This is a genomic window from Rhizobium sp. BK060 (assembly GCF_014193145.1).
In the GTDB taxonomy this organism is placed as follows: domain Bacteria; phylum Pseudomonadota; class Alphaproteobacteria; order Rhizobiales; family Rhizobiaceae; genus Rhizobium.
This window is the reverse complement of sequence record NZ_JACHYW010000001.1, coordinates 49,062-64,850: the sequence shown is the minus strand read 5'-3', so window position 1 is coordinate 64,850 and position 15,789 is coordinate 49,062. Positions and strand designations below refer to the sequence as shown.

The 15,789-nt window shown below is 59.0% G+C and carries 11 protein-coding genes; 9 read left to right on the top strand and 2 right to left on the bottom strand.

Annotation, left to right across the window (positions count from 1 at the left end):
- Window positions 1–91: 91 nt before the first annotated feature.
- Together FHT71_RS00205 and FHT71_RS00200 are read left to right on the top strand one after the other, a co-directional pair.
- The gene (locus FHT71_RS00205) at window positions 92–2,806 is read left to right on the top strand and encodes an ABC transporter ATP-binding protein (protein WP_132588235.1); all 2,715 of its coding nucleotides are present in this window, start codon (window positions 92–94) and stop codon (window positions 2,804–2,806) included.
- Window positions 2,807–2,898: 92 nt separating this feature from the next.
- Complete coding sequence (locus FHT71_RS00200; RefSeq protein WP_132588236.1) at window positions 2,899–3,369, top strand: cyclic nucleotide-binding domain-containing protein; 471 nt, start codon at window positions 2,899–2,901, stop codon at window positions 3,367–3,369.
- 73 nt (window positions 3,370–3,442) lie between these two features.
- On the opposite strand, the gene FHT71_RS00195 is transcribed toward FHT71_RS00200, so the two are convergent.
- Window positions 3,443–4,774: an MFS transporter gene (locus FHT71_RS00195; RefSeq protein WP_132588237.1), complete on the bottom strand. Its 1,332-nt coding sequence runs from the start codon at window positions 4,772–4,774 to the stop codon at window positions 3,443–3,445.
- A 384-nt stretch (window positions 4,775–5,158) separates the two neighbouring features.
- Between FHT71_RS00195 and cyoA the strand changes: the two genes are divergently transcribed.
- From cyoA to FHT71_RS00170, 5 genes are read left to right on the top strand one after another with little or no spacing between them, the layout of a single operon-like run.
- Entirely contained in the window at window positions 5,159–6,334 is a 1,176-nt protein-coding gene (gene cyoA, locus FHT71_RS00190) for a ubiquinol oxidase subunit II (protein ID WP_132588238.1), read from the top strand.
- A 46-nt stretch (window positions 6,335–6,380) separates the two neighbouring features.
- Entirely contained in the window at window positions 6,381–8,384 is a 2,004-nt protein-coding gene (cyoB, locus tag FHT71_RS00185) for a cytochrome o ubiquinol oxidase subunit I (RefSeq protein WP_132588239.1), read from the top strand.
- Window positions 8,385–8,388: 4 nt separating this feature from the next.
- The gene (gene cyoC, locus FHT71_RS00180; protein WP_132588240.1) at window positions 8,389–9,009 is read left to right on the top strand and encodes a cytochrome o ubiquinol oxidase subunit III; all 621 of its coding nucleotides are present in this window, start codon (window positions 8,389–8,391) and stop codon (window positions 9,007–9,009) included.
- Window positions 9,006–9,407 carry a cytochrome o ubiquinol oxidase subunit IV gene (gene cyoD / locus FHT71_RS00175; protein ID WP_183718615.1) on the top strand — a complete coding sequence of 134 codons (402 nt, stop codon included), beginning with the start codon at window positions 9,006–9,008 and terminating at the stop codon, window positions 9,405–9,407. Before cyoC ends, cyoD begins: the two co-directional genes overlap by 4 nt.
- Window positions 9,408–9,453: 46 nt before the next feature.
- The gene (locus tag FHT71_RS00170) at window positions 9,454–10,230 is read left to right on the top strand and encodes an SURF1 family protein (RefSeq protein ID WP_183718613.1); all 777 of its coding nucleotides are present in this window, start codon (window positions 9,454–9,456) and stop codon (window positions 10,228–10,230) included.
- On the opposite strand, the gene FHT71_RS00165 is transcribed toward FHT71_RS00170, so the two are convergent.
- The gene (locus FHT71_RS00165) at window positions 10,206–11,612 is read right to left on the bottom strand and encodes an FAD/NAD(P)-binding protein (RefSeq protein WP_132588242.1); all 1,407 of its coding nucleotides are present in this window, start codon (window positions 11,610–11,612) and stop codon (window positions 10,206–10,208) included. The genes FHT71_RS00170 and FHT71_RS00165 overlap by 25 nt on opposite strands.
- Window positions 11,613–12,062: 450 nt before the next feature.
- Here FHT71_RS00165 and FHT71_RS00160 point away from each other — a divergent pair, with 450 nt between their 5' ends.
- A complete protein-coding gene (locus FHT71_RS00160; protein ID WP_132588288.1) occupies window positions 12,063–13,883 on the top strand; it encodes an ABC transporter ATP-binding protein in 1,821 nt (606 codons plus the stop codon).
- Entirely contained in the window at window positions 13,884–15,782 is a 1,899-nt protein-coding gene (locus tag FHT71_RS00155) for an ABC transporter ATP-binding protein (protein ID WP_183718611.1), read from the top strand.
- The last annotated feature ends 7 nt before the right edge of the window (window positions 15,783–15,789 follow it).

Here is a 15,789-nt window from a genome sequence, read left to right as displayed (position 1 = left end):
GGTCCGGTTGCATGGTCCTGTTTTCGGCATTCCTCTTTGTCTTGCCGCAGGTTCACTGCCCCCAGATTTCCCAGGCAACTGACGGTTAGCAATGGAAAAAAGCCTCGCGCGTTACATTTGGTCGAACACGCGGCTGCAGCAGCTCTGGATCCTAACAGTCGTTGCAGTCTCGATGATCCCCTACTTTCTGTCCTTCGACCTGCCGAAGCAGATCGTCAACGGACCGATTCAGGGTTCGGGCTTTGAAGGCCAGGGCGCAACGCAAACCTTCATGCGCCTCGTCTTCACGTTACCCGTGATCGGCGAAGTCGAGTTGTTCAAGGGTGTCCAGCTTGACCGACTGCAGATGCTGATGGGGCTGAGCCTCGTTTTTCTGGCGCTCGTGGTCCTCAACGGCCTCTTCAAATTCTACATCAATACCTACAAGGGACGGCTTGGCGAGCGGATGCTGCGACGCATCCGCTTCGAGCTGATCGACCGTGTCCTGCGGTTCCCACCGTCGCATTTCAAGCGCATCAAGTCAGCTGAGATCGCCACGATGATCAAGGATGAAGTCGAACCGATGGGTGGCTTCACCGGTGATGCCTTCGTTTCGCCTGCCCTGCTCGGCGGTCAGGCGCTGACGGCGCTCGCTTTCATCATCGTTCAGAATTTCTGGCTCGGGATGATTGCCGCGGCTATTGTCGGCGTACAGGCGGTCGTGATCCCGCGCATGAGAAAGCGCCTGCTCGAGCTTGGTCGCCAACGCCAGCTGACGGCCCGCGAGCTGTCCGGTCGTGTCGGCGAAATCGTCGATGGCATAGGCACGATCCACGGCAACGACACATCGAATTTCGAGCGTGCCGACATTGCCACGCGGCTCGGGTTGATCTTCTCGATCCGATACGATCTCTATCAGTGGAAGTTTTTGGTTAAATTCCTGAACAACTTCCTTGCCCAGGTTACACCGTTTCTGTTTTACGCAATCGGCGGCTATCTCGCGCTCCAGGGCCGACTGGATATCGGCCAGCTCGTCGCCGTCATCAGTGCCTATAAGGATCTGCCCGGGCCGCTCAAGGAACTGATCGACTGGGATCAGATGCGCCAGGACGTGCAGGTCAAGTACCAGCAGGTTTACGAGCAGTTCAATGTCGAGCCACTGATCGACGGCAAGATCCAGGACATTTCGCCAGAAGCGATCGGTGCGCTGACGGCTCCGCTGGTGATTACCAACCTGACCGTCAGCGACGACAGCGGCGCGCGGCTGGTCGATCACGTTTCGGTCGAGATCAAGCCGAACGAAACAGTCGCCGTGGTGGGCCCAAATTCCAGCGGCGCCGAGGCCTTCGCGGAGGCACTCGGGCGCTTGGTGTGGCCGGATTCCGGCCGTGTCACCATCGACGGCAAGGACCTTCTTGATCTGCCTGAATCCATTACTGGCCGGCGCATCTCCTATGCCTCTGCCGACAGCTACTTTTTCCACGGAACGCTGCGGGACAATCTCCTTTACGGCTTGAAACACGCACCCCTGCGAGAGCCGAAGTATGACGGCAAGGAGGCTCAAGAGGCCAAGTGGTATGCTGAGGAGGCCGTCAAGGCCGGTAACCCGACGATGGATATCAACAGCGACTGGGTGGACTATCAGGCTGCCGGCGCGACTGGCCCGGAGGATATCCTGACGGCGATCCGCCCGGTGCTTGATGCGGTCCTGATTTCACAGGACATCCTCGACCTGGCACTGCGATCAACGGTCAACACGAACGTGCATGTCGTGCTCGCCGACCACATCGTCGATCTGCGAACGGCGCTGCGCCAGCGCATGCAGGAGATTGAACTTGGCAACATCGTCGTGCCGTTCGATTTCGATGCCTACAATCCTCAGGCCACCGTTGGTGAAAACCTGCTCTTCGGGGCGATGAAGCGACCGATGATGAACAATCGTCGTCTGGCGGCGCATCCGTATTTTCAGACGCTCTTTAGGGAAACTGGCCTCAGCAACGATCTTTACGCCATGGGCTTGGAGATCGCGGAGAACGCGGTCGAACTCTTCCACGATCTGCCGCCAGATCACCCGTTCTTCCAGCAGCTGACCTTCATGACGGCGGATGACATTCCGACCTATCAGGCACTGTTGCAAAAGCTGCAAAGCCGACGCTTCGACGACGCGGCCCCCGAGGAACGCTCCGCGATTATTCGGTTGAGCTTTGCCTATATAGAGCCCAGGCATCGTTTTGGTCTCTTGACGGGCGAGCTGATGGACAAGATCGTCAGTGCCCGCAAACAGTTCCATGAGAACATACCGGATGATCTCGCCGCCGTGATCGAGCGATACGATCCTGAGCATTTCATCTCATCGGCAAGCTTGATGGACAATGTCCTGTTCGGGCGCATTGCCTATCAACAGGCCGACGCGTCCGACCGCATTCGGGCCATCATGGGCGAACTGTTCGACTCGCTCGAACTCTTCGATGACGTCTTGTCGATCGGGCTCGAGTTCGACGTCGGCTCTGGCGGCAAGCGCCTGACCATGGTGCAGCGGCAGAAGCTGAATCTTGCTCGTGCGCTCCTCAAGCGCTCGGACTATTTCGTGTTCAACAGGCCGTTATCAGCCCTCGACCAGCGAGTGCAGGATCAGATCACGCACAACGTTGTGGAAGGGTTGCACAGGGAAGGCGAAAAGCCCGCCATCATCTGGGTGCTGTCTAACGCGAAACTGGCCGAAATCTTTGATCGAATCCTGCTCTTCGACAGGGGCGCCCTGGCCGAAGCCGGCAACTTTCCGGAGCTTTCCGAGCAAAACGGTATGTTCAAGGAACTGTTATCGTAATACTCTATGGGAGGACAATAAGATGGCGTCCCTTGAGAGGTGCCACGGTCTAGCGCCGCGCACCGAACAGTGCGGCAGGGGGTAGTAGGTTTATGCTGCTGAGAGACGAAGTCGAAATGCTGCGGCGGGTGCCGATCTTCTCGAGGATTGCACCGGCGAAACTCAAGCTGTTGGCCTTCACTTCCGATCGAATGACATACAATATCGGTCAGGACCTCTTCCATCAGGGGGATCCGGGCGATGCCGCCTATGTCGTCTTATCTGGTACCGCCGACATTCTTGTCCACTCCTCGGCCGGCGATATCAAGGTCGCCGATGTGGAGCCCAACTCAATCGTCGGCGAAATCGCCATTCTGTGCGATGTCTCCCGTACCGCGACTGTTCGTGCCACGTCGCCGTTGGAAGTTCTGCGCATCAGCAAGGAACACTTCCTGAAATTGCTCAGTGATTTCCCTGAAATGGCCGTCGAGATCATGCGCGTGCTGGCCGACCGCCTTAACCATACGACGGCGGAGCTCACGGCCGCCCGCGCCGCAAAACAGCCGCAGGCGGCGGCGATGTAACGATTTCACCTTCTCTGGAAAGCAAAAGGCCCGCCTCACGATCGTGAGGCGGGCCTTTTGTCGTTTTGCGAGATTAGTCGCGCTGCTCGAGCGCCCTGCTGAAGGCCAGAGCAGCGAGCGTGCAGATGGCGCCCGACAGCAGGTAGTAGCCAACGAAAGCCAAACCGAAGCGGCTGGACAGTGTCAGTGCGACCAAGGGTGCAAAGCCCGCACCGACGAGCCAGGCCAGGTCGGAGGTGAAGGCCGCGCCGGTGTATCGGTAGCCTCTGCCGAACCGCGATGAGATCGAGCCGGTCGCCTGGCCAAAGGACAGGCCGAGGACACCGAAGCCGATGATGACGAAAGCCTCCTGTCCCTTGGAGCCGGCGGCCATCAGCATCGGACCGACGAAGCTGAAGATCGCGATGAGGACCGCGCAGATCGCCAGCTGGGCGCGCCGCCCGATGCGATCGGCGATCATTCCAGAGACGACGATCGCGACGAGACCGACCACGGCGCCGACCATCTGCACCACCATGAACGCGCCGATCGTGTGGGTTCCGTAAAGATAGACCCAGCCAAGTGGGAAGATCGTCACGAGGTGGAACATCGCAAAGCTTGCGAGCGGTACGAAGGCGCCGAGCAGGATATCGCGTCCATGCACCCGCAGCACGTCTCGGATCGGTGCGGCTTCCAGCTCATGCTGCTCCAGGGCAGCGCCGAAATCCGGCGTCATCACGAGACGTAACCGTGCAAACAACGCAACGACGTTGATGGCAAAGGCGACGAAGAACGGATATCGCCAACCCCAGCTCAAGAAGTCTTCGCTGGAAAGGTTGGCGATGAAGTATCCAAACAGGGCGCTTGCCAGGGCAAAGCCGATGGGCGCGCCGAGCTGCGGGATCATCGCATACCAGCCACGGTGATTTGGAGGCGCGTTGAGCGCCAGCAGCGAGGCGAGGCCATCCCATGCTCCGCCGAGCGCAAAGCCCTGGCCGAGCCGGAACAGCGCCAGCAACGCGATCGACCAGACGCCGATCTCGTTATAACCGGGCAGGAATGCGATCGACGCAGTCGAACCACCGAGTAGAAACAATGCGATCGTCAGCTTGGCGCCGCGGCCGTAGATGCGGTCGATGGTCATGAACACGACAGATCCCACCGGACGTGCCAGAAATGCCAGCGAAAAGATCGCAAAGGAATAGAGCGTCGCCGTCAGCCGATCCGGCGCGAAAGGAAAGATAAGCTGAGGGAAGACCAGCACCGATGCAAGGCCATAGACGAAGAAATCGAAGAATTCCGACATGCGCCCGATGACGACGCCGATCGCGATGCTGCCAGGTGACACCGGCTTATCGGCGTGAATTCGCCGTGCATCCTGTTCCATCGATGTGGACGACGGTCCGTAGTGTGTAGTACTCGCCATTAAAAATGCCTCCCTCATTGAGGCACCCCGTGTGGCAAAGCGCCTCATGAGCGATCTTGATCAAACTCCTGCGCTTATCAAGTCTGATCGATGTAAATAGTTCATCTTGCTGCTCGAAAATTAGATGTGGATGAAAAATCGCGGCCCGTGCCGCGAAATTGGCCTGCAAAAAGGCTGGCATGATCGGCCTTCGCGGATATATTAGCCGTACAAAAAGGTTGGGCGCGAAAATCCTTCGAAATTTTATCAGGATTTTGACTTCCTGCGCCACGTGCCTTATCCCGCAGTGCGGCATTTCTGCTGCGCTGCGACCAAACACCTCATGTTGCTATCGGGTACAGTGCTTTAGTCGCGGTTTGGACGAAACAACAAGAGCATAGAGACGTGCAAAAACTGCCAAGGTTTTCCCGCCATCTCCTCGTTCTGCCACTGCTTTTGGCGCTGGCTGGATGCAATTTGGTGGTCATGTCGCCTTCAGGCGATATCGCTATGCAGCAACGCGACCTGATCATTGTGTCGACGGTTTTGATGCTGCTGATCATCGTTCCGGTGATCTTCCTGACGCTGCTGTTTGCCTGGCGCTATCGCCGTTCCAACGCGGCGGCCACTTATGATCCGGAATGGCACCATTCCACACGTCTCGAGGTGGTCATCTGGTCAGCGCCGTTGGCGATCATCATCGCACTCGGGGCCATCACCTGGATCAGCACGCACAAGCTCGACCCCTTTCGTCCTCTCGATCGGATTGACGCTGAGCGCGCCATCCCGGCCGATACCAAGCCGCTGACCGTTGAAGTCGTCGCGCTCGACTGGAAATGGCTGTTCTTCTATCCCGAACTCGGCATTGCGACCGTCAATGAAATGGCAGCGCCAGTCGACGTTCCGATCAGTTTCAGGATCACCTCCTCGTCGGTCATGAACTCCTTCTACGTGCCTGCGCTTGCGGGTCAGATCTATGCGATGCCCGGCATGGAGACCCGGCTGCATGCCGTCATCAACAAGGAAGGTGTCTTTGACGGCTTTTCGGCCAACTACAGCGGCGCCGGCTTCTCGCACATGCGCTTCAAGTTCCATGGCGTAAACCAAAAGGGATTCGATCAGTGGGTGGCGCAGGTCAAGGAAAAGGGCACGGCACTGAACCGGGACACCTATCTGAAGCTCGAGCGGCCGAGTGAGAGGGAGCCGGTGCGTTATTTCTCGTCGGTCGACAAGGATCTCTTCAATGCAATTCTCAACATGTGCGCGGCACCCGGCAAGATGTGCATGAACGAGATGATGCACATCGACATGATGGGCGGCGGCGGCAAGGAAAGCGCCGAAAATCGCGAGAAGCTGCGCTACGACGACCGTCATGCCAATCAGACCGGTGGCGAACCCGGGGCGCCTGCGGGCGAAAGCCACGATGCCATCGAAGCCAAGCCGGCAGACGCTACGAACGGCACCAACGAGACCAACGACATGCAGAACATGCCGGGAATGCAACATGACGGTCACGCGATGCCCGGCATGGACAGCCGAACCGGCGGCGAGACGACGCCTGCGCAATCAAACAGCAACTAAGACCTGGCGCTTTGCGTCGATACGACATCAATGAACGGGTTCATCCATGTTTTCCAATCCTGACCTCCTGAAGTTCATCTTCGGTCGGTTGACCCTAGAATCGATCCCCTATCACGAGCCTATCCTGGTCGTGACCTTCGCGGCCGTCGCGCTAGGTGGCATCGCGCTTCTGGGTGTTGTTACCTATTTCAAGCTCTGGGGTTACCTCTGGCGCGAGTGGCTGACGAGCGTCGATCACAAGAAGATCGGCATCATGTATGTCATCCTTGCGCTCATCATGCTGCTGCGCGGCTTCTCCGACGCAATCATGATGCGCCTCCAGCAGGCCATTGCCTTCAACGGATCGGGTGGCTACCTGCCGCCGCATCACTACGACCAGGTCTTCACGGCCCATGGCGTCATCATGATCTTCTTCATGGCGATGCCGTTCGTCACGGGCCTGATGAACCTTGTGGTGCCGCTGCAGATCGGCGCGCGAGACGTATCCTTCCCGTTCCTGAACAACTTCTCGTTCTGGATGACGACGGCAGGCGCGATCATCATCATGATCTCGCTTTTCGTCGGCGAATTCGCGCAGACCGGTTGGCTTGCCTATCCGCCGCTGTCGGGATCCGACTATAGTCCGGGCGTCGGCGTCGATTACTACATCTGGGGCTTGCAGGTGGCAGGTATCGGCACGACCCTGTCAGGGATCAACCTGATTGCGACCATCGTCAAGATGCGTGCACCCGGCATGAGCTTCATGAAGATGCCGGTCTTCACCTGGACGGCGCTCTGCACCAACATCCTGATCGTCGCGACCTTCCCGATTCTGACGGCGACGCTGGCGCTCCTGTCGCTCGACCGCTATGCCGGCACGAACTTCTTCACGAACGACCTCGGCGGCAATCCGATGATGTATGTCAACCTCATCTGGATCTGGGGTCACCCGGAGGTCTACATCCTGGTTTTGCCGGCGTTTGGTATCTTCTCGGAGGTTGTTGCCACCTTCTGCGGCAAGCGCCTCTTCGGTTACGCCTCGATGGTCTACGCCACCTGCGTGATCATGATCCTGTCCTACCTCGTCTGGCTGCACCACTTCTTCACGATGGGTTCGGGCGCAAGCGTCAACTCCTTCTTCGGCATCACGACGATGATCATCTCGATCCCGACAGGGGCAAAGATGTTCAACTGGCTGTTTACGATGTATCGCGGCCGCATCCGCTATGAAGTGCCGATGCTGTGGACGATCGGCTTCATGGTGACCTTCGTCATCGGTGGCATGACCGGCGTCCTGCTCGCCGTTCCCCCGGCCGACTTCGTCTTGCACAATTCGCTCTTCCTGATCGCCCACTTCCACAACGTCATCATCGGCGGCGTCGTGTTCGGCCTGATGGCCGGCGTCACCTACTGGTTCCCGAAGGCGTTCGGCTACAAGCTCGATCCGTTCTGGGGCAAGATGTCCTTCTGGTTCTGGCTGATCGGCTTCTACTTCGCCTTCATGCCGCTCTACGTGCTCGGCCTTATGGGCGTGACGCGTCGTGTATCGCAGTTCGAGGATCCGTCCTTGCAGATCTGGTTCATCATCGCAGCCTTTGGCGCCGTCCTGATCGCGATCGGCATCGCCTCCTTCATCATCCAACTCGTCGTCAGCTTCTTCAAGCGCGAGGAGTTGCGAGATACGACCGGCGATCCCTGGGATGGTCGCACGCTGGAATGGTCGACTTCCTCGCCGCCGCCGGACTACAACTTCGCCTTCACGCCCGTCGTCCACGACCATGATTCCTGGTACGACATGAAGGGGCGCGGCTATGCCCGCCCGCTGGAAGGCTTCAAGCCGATCCACATGCCGAAGAATACCGGAACGGGTGTCATCCTTGGCGCACTCAGCATCGGGCTGGCTTTCGGTCTCATCTGGTACATGTGGTGGCTCGCCATCCTGTCGTTCGCAGCCATGCTTGCGGTCGCGATCGGCCATACCTTCAACTACAAGCGCGACTTCTACATTCCCGCCGAGGAAGTCACGGAAACGGAAGGCAAGCGCACGGCACTGCTTGCCGAGCAGGTGTAAGACCATGAGCGATACTGTGATCGACAAGGCCAATAAGCCTGAATTCTACCTGACCGAGGAGCACCATCCCGAAGGCAGCACGATGCTGGGCTTCTGGCTCTATCTGATGAGCGACTGCCTCATCTTCGCGGTGCTGTTTGCCACCTACGCCGTTCTCGGCCGCAATTATGCGGCCGGACCGTCACCGGCCGATCTCTTTGATCTGCCGCTGGTGGCGATCAACACGTCGATGCTGCTTTTGTCCTCCATCACCTATGGCTTCGCGATGCTGCAGATGGAGCGGAAGGAAAAGAGCGCCACGCTCTTCTGGCTCGCCGTTACCGGCCTCTTCGGTCTCGCCTTCCTTGGGATTGAACTCTATGAGTTCGCGCACCTGATCCACGAGGGCGCGGGTCCAACCCGCAGTGCCTTCCTGTCCGGCTTCTTCACGTTGGTCGGCACGCACGGTCTGCACGTCACCTTCGGCATCGTTTGGCTGGTGACGCTGATGGTGCAGGTATCGCTGCGCGGTCTGATCCCGGAAAACCGTCGCCGCCTGATGTGCCTGTCAATGTTCTGGCACTTCCTCGACGTCGTGTGGATCGGCGTCTTCTCCTTCGTCTATCTTATGGGAGTTCTCGGATGACCTCCAACGCACCCGCAACCGAAGACGCGCACGAAGCCCATCATGGCCACAGCCATGGGCACGAGGCGGCCCACGGCACATTCAAGAGCTATATGATCGGTTTCGTGCTGTCGGTCATTCTGACGGCGATCCCGTTCTGGCTGGTCATGGCCGGCGTATTTGAAAACCCGGGCGTCACTGCTGCCTGGGTTATGGGACTCGCCGCTGTGCAGATCGTCGTTCATATGATCTTCTTCCTTCATATGAATCCGCGCTCGGAAGGTGGCTGGACGATGATGGCGTTGATCTTCACGCTGTTGCTCGTAGCCATTGCGCTCGCCGGTTCCCTCTGGGTCATGCATCATCTGAACACAAACATGATGCCGATGAGCCCGGAAATGATGAAGAACATGCCCTGAGGGCAACGAGCGGGCGGCGGTCACGTCGCCCGCAAAGGTTTTGGCCATGGCCGACATTCCCTCCGAAAAAGCGCAAAGACAACATACCGCCGCCGGGCTCACGATATTCTGCGGTCTCATGGTGTTGCTGATTGCCGCCCTGTTATCGCTCGGTATCTGGCAGGTCGAACGGCTTTCCTGGAAAGAGGATCTGATCGCCCGCGTTGATCAGCGCGTCCATGCAAAGCCGGTTCCAGCGCCTGCACGCGCGCAGTGGGGCGAGGTCAGTCGCGCCAATGACGAATATCGTCATGTGACGGCCGAAGGTATCCTGCAAAACGACAAGGAAACGCTGATCTACGCGTCGACGGCGCTCGGACCAGGCTATTGGGTAATCACCCCGCTCAATCTCTCAAACGGGACCTCTATCCTGATCAACCGCGGCTTCGTACCGACGGACAAGCGCGATGCTGCGACACGCCGCGACGGGCAGGTCCCGTCGGTGAAGATCACCGGACTGCTGAGGATTACGGAGCCGAAAGGCACTCTGATCAAATCCAACGATCCGGCCAATGACCGCTGGTATTCGCGCGATGTGGCAGCGATCGCCGATCGCCGCAATGTCGCAGATGTCGCCCCCTATTTCATCGATGCTGATGCGACGCCCAATCCAGGCGGCCTGCCGGTTGGCGGGCTGACGCAGATCACCTTCCCCAACAACCATTTGGTTTACGCGATTACCTGGTTGGCGCTGGCGATCATGGCTTCGGGGCTACTTGCCTTCGTCGTCCGCAGCGAATTGCGCGCCCGCCGAGCTGATCAGACAGCCTTGCTCCGGGGATAGAAACGTAACGCAACATGCTCTCCCACAGCGTATGCCTGGCTGACGATCTCCGGAACGAGATCGATGTCGGGTAGACTGCCGAGGCCGAGCGGGCCGACGGCAAACAGTCCCTCAACCACCGACCCATCGTCGAGGTAAGGCTGGCCGCGCTGATCGACGGCCAGGCCGAGCGACAATTCGTCTGGCAGGGCCAAGCCTTCTCTTATCAGGCTTGCAAGCAGCGGCGAGGTCAATTGTGGCGCCTGGCAGCGGCAGTCCAGGATACGCTCGGCATGGATGATCTCATCTGACTGCGAGCTGGCCGGCCGGAAGAACAAGCCGCTCAAACCCTGCCGTCCCACGACGCCGCGGCGAAGAACCGTATTGCCACCGGCAAGCTCGCTCTGAAGACGCGCGTAGATGGCCTCGGGTAGTCGGTTGCGATGGCTGTCGTAGATGGCGCGAAGGTGACGGTTGAACTGACGCTTTTGGTGGGCCGGCAGCGCGCGCCAGAGAGAGCGGGCATGCTTGCGCAACCCGTTCATGACGGATTGCCAGCTTCGGCCTTCTTCTTCGGCCTCGCGGCAGGCGCCGCGGATGAAACGCAGGATATCAGGGAGGTTGGACGGCAGAGCGTCCGCAGGAAAAACCGGATCGGCAGAGTTGGGAGTATGGCTCTGGGGTAGGAAACCGTGCCGGGAGAGGATAGTAACCTGCCCTGCATAGCCGGCATCGCGCAATTGCAAGAGCTGATCGACGACCCGGATGCCGCTGCCGAGCAGGACCGTATGCGGTCGCGCGATCAGGCGCTGGGCTCTGACTGGCGAAGGCTCCTGGTCCGGTTCTTCGATCTCCGGCAAGCCGTAGCCGGTGGCGAGAATGACCGTGTCGAATAGCGGATTGGCGGGATTGGCGCTTTCGAGCAGGAAGCGGTTGCCGTGGCTCCTGCGGATCGCCACAACCGGTTCGTGGCAGACCTGAACGGTGATGTCCCTGCGGGCGGACAAGGCTTCGGAGAAGCGTTGATAGACGTAGTCACTGAATATCTCTTTTGGCACGAAGATCTGTCGGAACCCCGGGATAGCCGCGGGCACGGCGGCACGGAATTCCGCGTTGCTACAGAGCCAGTCGTTGAAATCGTCGGAATCGCCAGTGGAAACCGATAGATCCCGCACACGCGTATTCAGGATCGTCGAAGCGCGTGCCGAGGAAAGCGCTTGTCCGCCGCTGACCGACGAATTGGGGTCGAAGAGCTGCAGATGAAAAGGCATGCGCACTGTCTTCATCAGGGCGACCGCCATCATCATTCCGGAAAAGCCGCGGCCGACAATGGCAAAGCGCGGCATGGCGGAAATCTGTGCCGCCGCTTTTGACTTCGAGGAAAAAAGCCCTTGAACCGTCATCTCAACTCCCCTGCGACTTCGCGCATCGTGTCTCGATTGGTTTCAACGCGGGAATAATCGCTCGCGCGTTGAGTTGGTTCACGCAGTTTTGAACCGCCTATTAGTCTATCAAACTGGTCGTGTATGAAAGCTCCAAAAGACGATTTAGGCAAGTCTTTTGTTCCAAGCTCCACAGTCCTCTAGCGATAACGAACGGAAATTGTTTGGATATTTCTAGCCAAATATCGCCGTATCGGTGCCGCTTCTTCGTCTTTTCCAGGCTCACGATAAAATAACCAATTGGTGAATTCTTGACTTGAAGGGCCGAAAGGAATCGGCAAAAGTAAGGGCGCTCATCAATCCCTTCATGGATTCGTCGTCTTTCCGGACCAGCGTCCGACCACACCTCTGTTTGGAACATTACCCGTGAGCAGCGATGCTTTAACACGCGCGACGAAGCCCTCGGCTTCGATGGCGAAGGCGATTGCGGCAGGCTGGGGCAAAGGCCTCTTTACGCTGGTCCGCATCACCGTCATGGCATTTCGCCATCCCTGGCAATCCGGTTTCGCCATTGGCGCAACCCTTGTGGCCTCTACCTTTCAGCTGATGATCCCCCGTCTGCTCGGCCAGGCTGTCGACCACACGCAGATCGCGATGGAAGGCGGTCAGGCAGGGCAACTTGCACAGGATGCGCTGCTGACGACCGCGCTGATGCTGCTCGGCGCCAGCGTCCTACGTGGCATCTTTACGATGATCCAGAACTATTACAGCGAAAGCGTCGGCCACCATATCGGCTACGAGCTACGCCTTGCCTGCTACGAGAAAATCCAGCGCCTATCCTTCAGTTTTCATGACGGCGTCCACTCGGGCGATCTGATTACCGTCGGTCTGCTCGACCTCGAAGGTGTCCGCATGTATTTCTCGACGGCGCTGGTGCGCATGGTGCTGTTGACAATGCTGATTGGCATCGGCGCCTATATGCTGCTTTCCACAGACGTCGTTCTCGGTTTGCTTGCCTTAAGCTTCGTGCCGTTCGTTGGCTGGCGTTCTTCGGTCACGCAGTTGCGATTGCGCGCGACCTGGCTCGACCTGCAGGAGCGGTTGTCAGTGCTGACGCGCATCATGGAAGAAAATCTCGGAGGCATCCGCGTGGTACGGGCCTTCGCCGCGCAGGCGCACGAGATGATGAAGTTCGAGAAGGCCTCGAAGAACGCGTTGACGCTTGCCCACCAGCGCGTCGGAATCCGCGTGGTCAATACCAGCGCCATGACCTTCTCCTTCTTTGCAGCCATGGGTCTCGTGCTCTGGGTTGGCGGCGGCAAGGTCATGTCCGGCGAGATCACGGTCGGCACGCTCGCGTCGTTCCTGACCTTCATGACGATCCTGCAGATGCCGGTCCGCCAGCTTGGCCTCATGGTCAATGCCTTCGCGCGCGCATCGACTTGCGGCACGAGGCTTTTCAATTTGCTCGACCTCGAAATTGCAGTGCGCGATGCGCCTGACGCCAAGGATCTGGTGCTTACCGACGGGACGCTTCGCTTCGAGAATGTAAGCTTCGCCTATCCGAGCTCGCCGATGCACGAGGTGCTGGGCAATGTCTCCTTCGAAGCAAAACGCGGCGAGACGATCGGCATTGTCGGGCCGCCGGGCAGCGGCAAGTCGACTCTTGCTCATCTGATCCCGCGGTTTTACGACGTCACGAAGGGCAAGATCACCATTGACGGGCAGGATATCCGCAAGGCGACACTGCAGTCGCTTCGTCGCGCGGTCGCGGTTGTCCAGCAGGATTCCTTCCTGTTCACGACCTCGATCGAAAACAACATCGCCTACGGCGATCCTTGGGCAAAGGAAGGCCGCATCGAGCGCGCAAGCGAAAGCGCACAATTGCACAACTACGTGCTTGGCCTGCCGACCGGCTACGGCACGGTGGTTGGCGAACGCGGCGTATCATTGTCGGGAGGGCAGCGCCAGCGTTTGTCGATCGCCCGCGCGCTGATGCTAAAACCCGCCGTCATGATCTTTGATGATTCAACGGCGGCGATCGATGCGGCAACCGAACAGCGCATCCGCTCTGCGATGCGCAAGTATGCGGCCGATCGCCTGACGATTATTGTCGCTCATCGCTTGAGCTCGCTGATGCATGCCGACCAGATCCTGTTCGTCGAGAATGGAGAAATCGTCGAGCGCGGCACACACGAGGAGTTGCTGGCCGCGGGCGGGCGCTACAAGGCGCTCTACGATCTACAGGTGCGGCCGGGCGACGACGCCCTCAGCGCCTGGGGAGGAGTATAGATGGCCGAGGAACTGGAAACCGAACGCTCCGACGTTCGCGAGGATGGACGCCGGCCCCCACGCGCAGTTGTCGGTTCCCATCGCGTCGAGGAGGAGATGTTCGGCAAGACCTTCGACGGCAACATCGTCAAGCGAATCTGGGCCTTCGTGCATCCCTACCGCCGGCAAGTCTGGCTTTCGGTGGCCGCCGTGCTGACTTTTACGGCGATGCAGTTGTTGATCCCGCTGATCATCCGCTACGCGATCGATCACGGCATGCAGCCGCAAGGAGGCCATTCGGCGCTGACATGGGCGACGGTCACCTTTCTTGTGGCGATCCTGATCAACTACGGCGCCAGCTATGCGCAGGAGACGCTGGTTGGCAATGTCGCCGAAGAGGTGCTCTTCGACATCCGCAAGGCGATGTTTTCGCACCTGCAGCGGGTTTCTCTCTCCTTTATGGACAAGACCGAGGTCGGCCGCCTGATGTCGCGCCTGCAGGGTGACGTCAATTCGATGCAGGAGTTCCTGGAAACCTCCGTCCTGTCGGTCGGCGATATCGCGCTGCTGTTCGGCATTGTCTTCGTGATGCTCTATCTCGACTTCAAGCTTGGCCTTTTGACGCTCTCGGTCCTGCCGATCCTTTTCGTCGTGCGGCTTTTCTGGCTGCCTCTGGCCCGCAAGTCCTTCATGGCAGCGCACGAGACCAATTCCGTCGCCAACGGAGCGCTGGCCGAGGCGATCCACGGCGTAAGAGCGGTCCAGAGCATGGACCGCCAGGGGGTCAACTTCATGCTCTATGACGACAAAGCGAAGGCCAATCTGAAGACGCACCTGACAGCGGCACGCTATGCCCAGGTGATGGTGCCGATCGTCGACTCGCTGACCGGTGTCGCCATGGCGCTCGTCATTGTCGTCGGGGGCGCGCGTGTTCTGAACCAAGCACTCGATGTTGGCGTCCTTGTTGCATTCCTGTTCTATATCCAGCGCTTCTTCGACCCGATCCGCTCGCTGACGCTGCAATATTCGGTGATGCAGCGCGCCATGGCTTCCGGTCAGCGATTGACCGAAGTTCTCGACGTGCCCGTCGAGATCAAGGACGCCCCAGATGCCAAGGAATTGTCCGCCGACATGGACGGGTCAGTGGAATTTCGCGATGTGGTCTTCGGCTATCATCGGAAGCATCCGGTTCTCAAGCATGTCAGTTTCAAGGTGAACCCGGGCGAGACGGTCGCACTTGTTGGGCCGACGGGTTCGGGCAAGTCGAGCTGCATGTCGCTGATCCATCGCTTCTACGACGTCCAGCAGGGACAGGTGTTGGTCGGCGGGCACGACGTGCGCAACCTGACCCAGGATTCGCTTGGCGATCAGATCGCCATGGTCCTTCAGGAGCCATTCCTGTTTACGGGTACGGTCTTCGAGAACATTCGCTATCACAAGGTGGAAGCGACCCGCGAACAGGTCATTGAGGCGGCCAAGGCCGTCGGCGCTCACGACTTCATTATGCGCCTTGCGCAGGGCTACGACAGCATGCTCGGCGAACGCGGCGGCAACCTTTCGCTCGGCCAGCGTCAGCTCTTGAGCTTTGCCCGTGCGCTGGTGGCCGACGCGAAAATACTGGTCCTCGACGAGGCGACGGCCAATATCGACAGCTATACGGAAATGCTGATCCAGAAGGCGCTGGTCAAGCTGCTCGAAAACCGCACGGGGCTTGTTATCGCCCACCGCCTCGCCACGATCAGGGAGGCCGATCGCATCATCGTCCTGCAGAACGGTGAGTTGATCGAAAGCGGTAACCACCAGGAACTGATGAGAAACCGCAAGCTTTATTCGCGGCTTTATAACCTGAACTACGCGTCCTTCGACGACATTCCGGACGCCGTGCTCGAAGAGACAACGACGAACGGTTCAGCGACGTAGGACAAAC

What these genes read in the sequence shown, in the direction of transcription:
- FHT71_RS00205 (WP_132588235.1), top strand. Translation starts at nt 92, where the DNA reads ATGGAAAAAAGCCTCGCGCGTTACATTTGGTCGAACACGCGGCTGCAG.
- FHT71_RS00200 (WP_132588236.1), top strand. Translation starts at nt 2,899, where the DNA reads ATGCTGCTGAGAGACGAAGTCGAAATGCTGCGGCGGGTGCCGATCTTC.
- FHT71_RS00195 (WP_132588237.1), bottom strand. Translation starts at nt 4,774, where the DNA reads ATGGCGAGTACTACACACTACGGACCGTCGTCCACATCGATGGAACAG.
- cyoB (WP_132588239.1), top strand. Translation starts at nt 6,381, where the DNA reads ATGTTTTCCAATCCTGACCTCCTGAAGTTCATCTTCGGTCGGTTGACC.
- cyoC (WP_132588240.1), top strand. Translation starts at nt 8,389, where the DNA reads ATGAGCGATACTGTGATCGACAAGGCCAATAAGCCTGAATTCTACCTG.
- cyoD (WP_183718615.1), top strand. Translation starts at nt 9,006, where the DNA reads ATGACCTCCAACGCACCCGCAACCGAAGACGCGCACGAAGCCCATCAT.
- FHT71_RS00170 (WP_183718613.1), top strand. Translation starts at nt 9,454, where the DNA reads ATGGCCGACATTCCCTCCGAAAAAGCGCAAAGACAACATACCGCCGCC.
- FHT71_RS00165 (WP_132588242.1), bottom strand. Translation starts at nt 11,612, where the DNA reads ATGACGGTTCAAGGGCTTTTTTCCTCGAAGTCAAAAGCGGCGGCACAG.
- FHT71_RS00160 (WP_132588288.1), top strand. Translation starts at nt 12,063, where the DNA reads ATGGCGAAGGCGATTGCGGCAGGCTGGGGCAAAGGCCTCTTTACGCTG.
- FHT71_RS00155 (WP_183718611.1), top strand. Translation starts at nt 13,884, where the DNA reads ATGGCCGAGGAACTGGAAACCGAACGCTCCGACGTTCGCGAGGATGGA.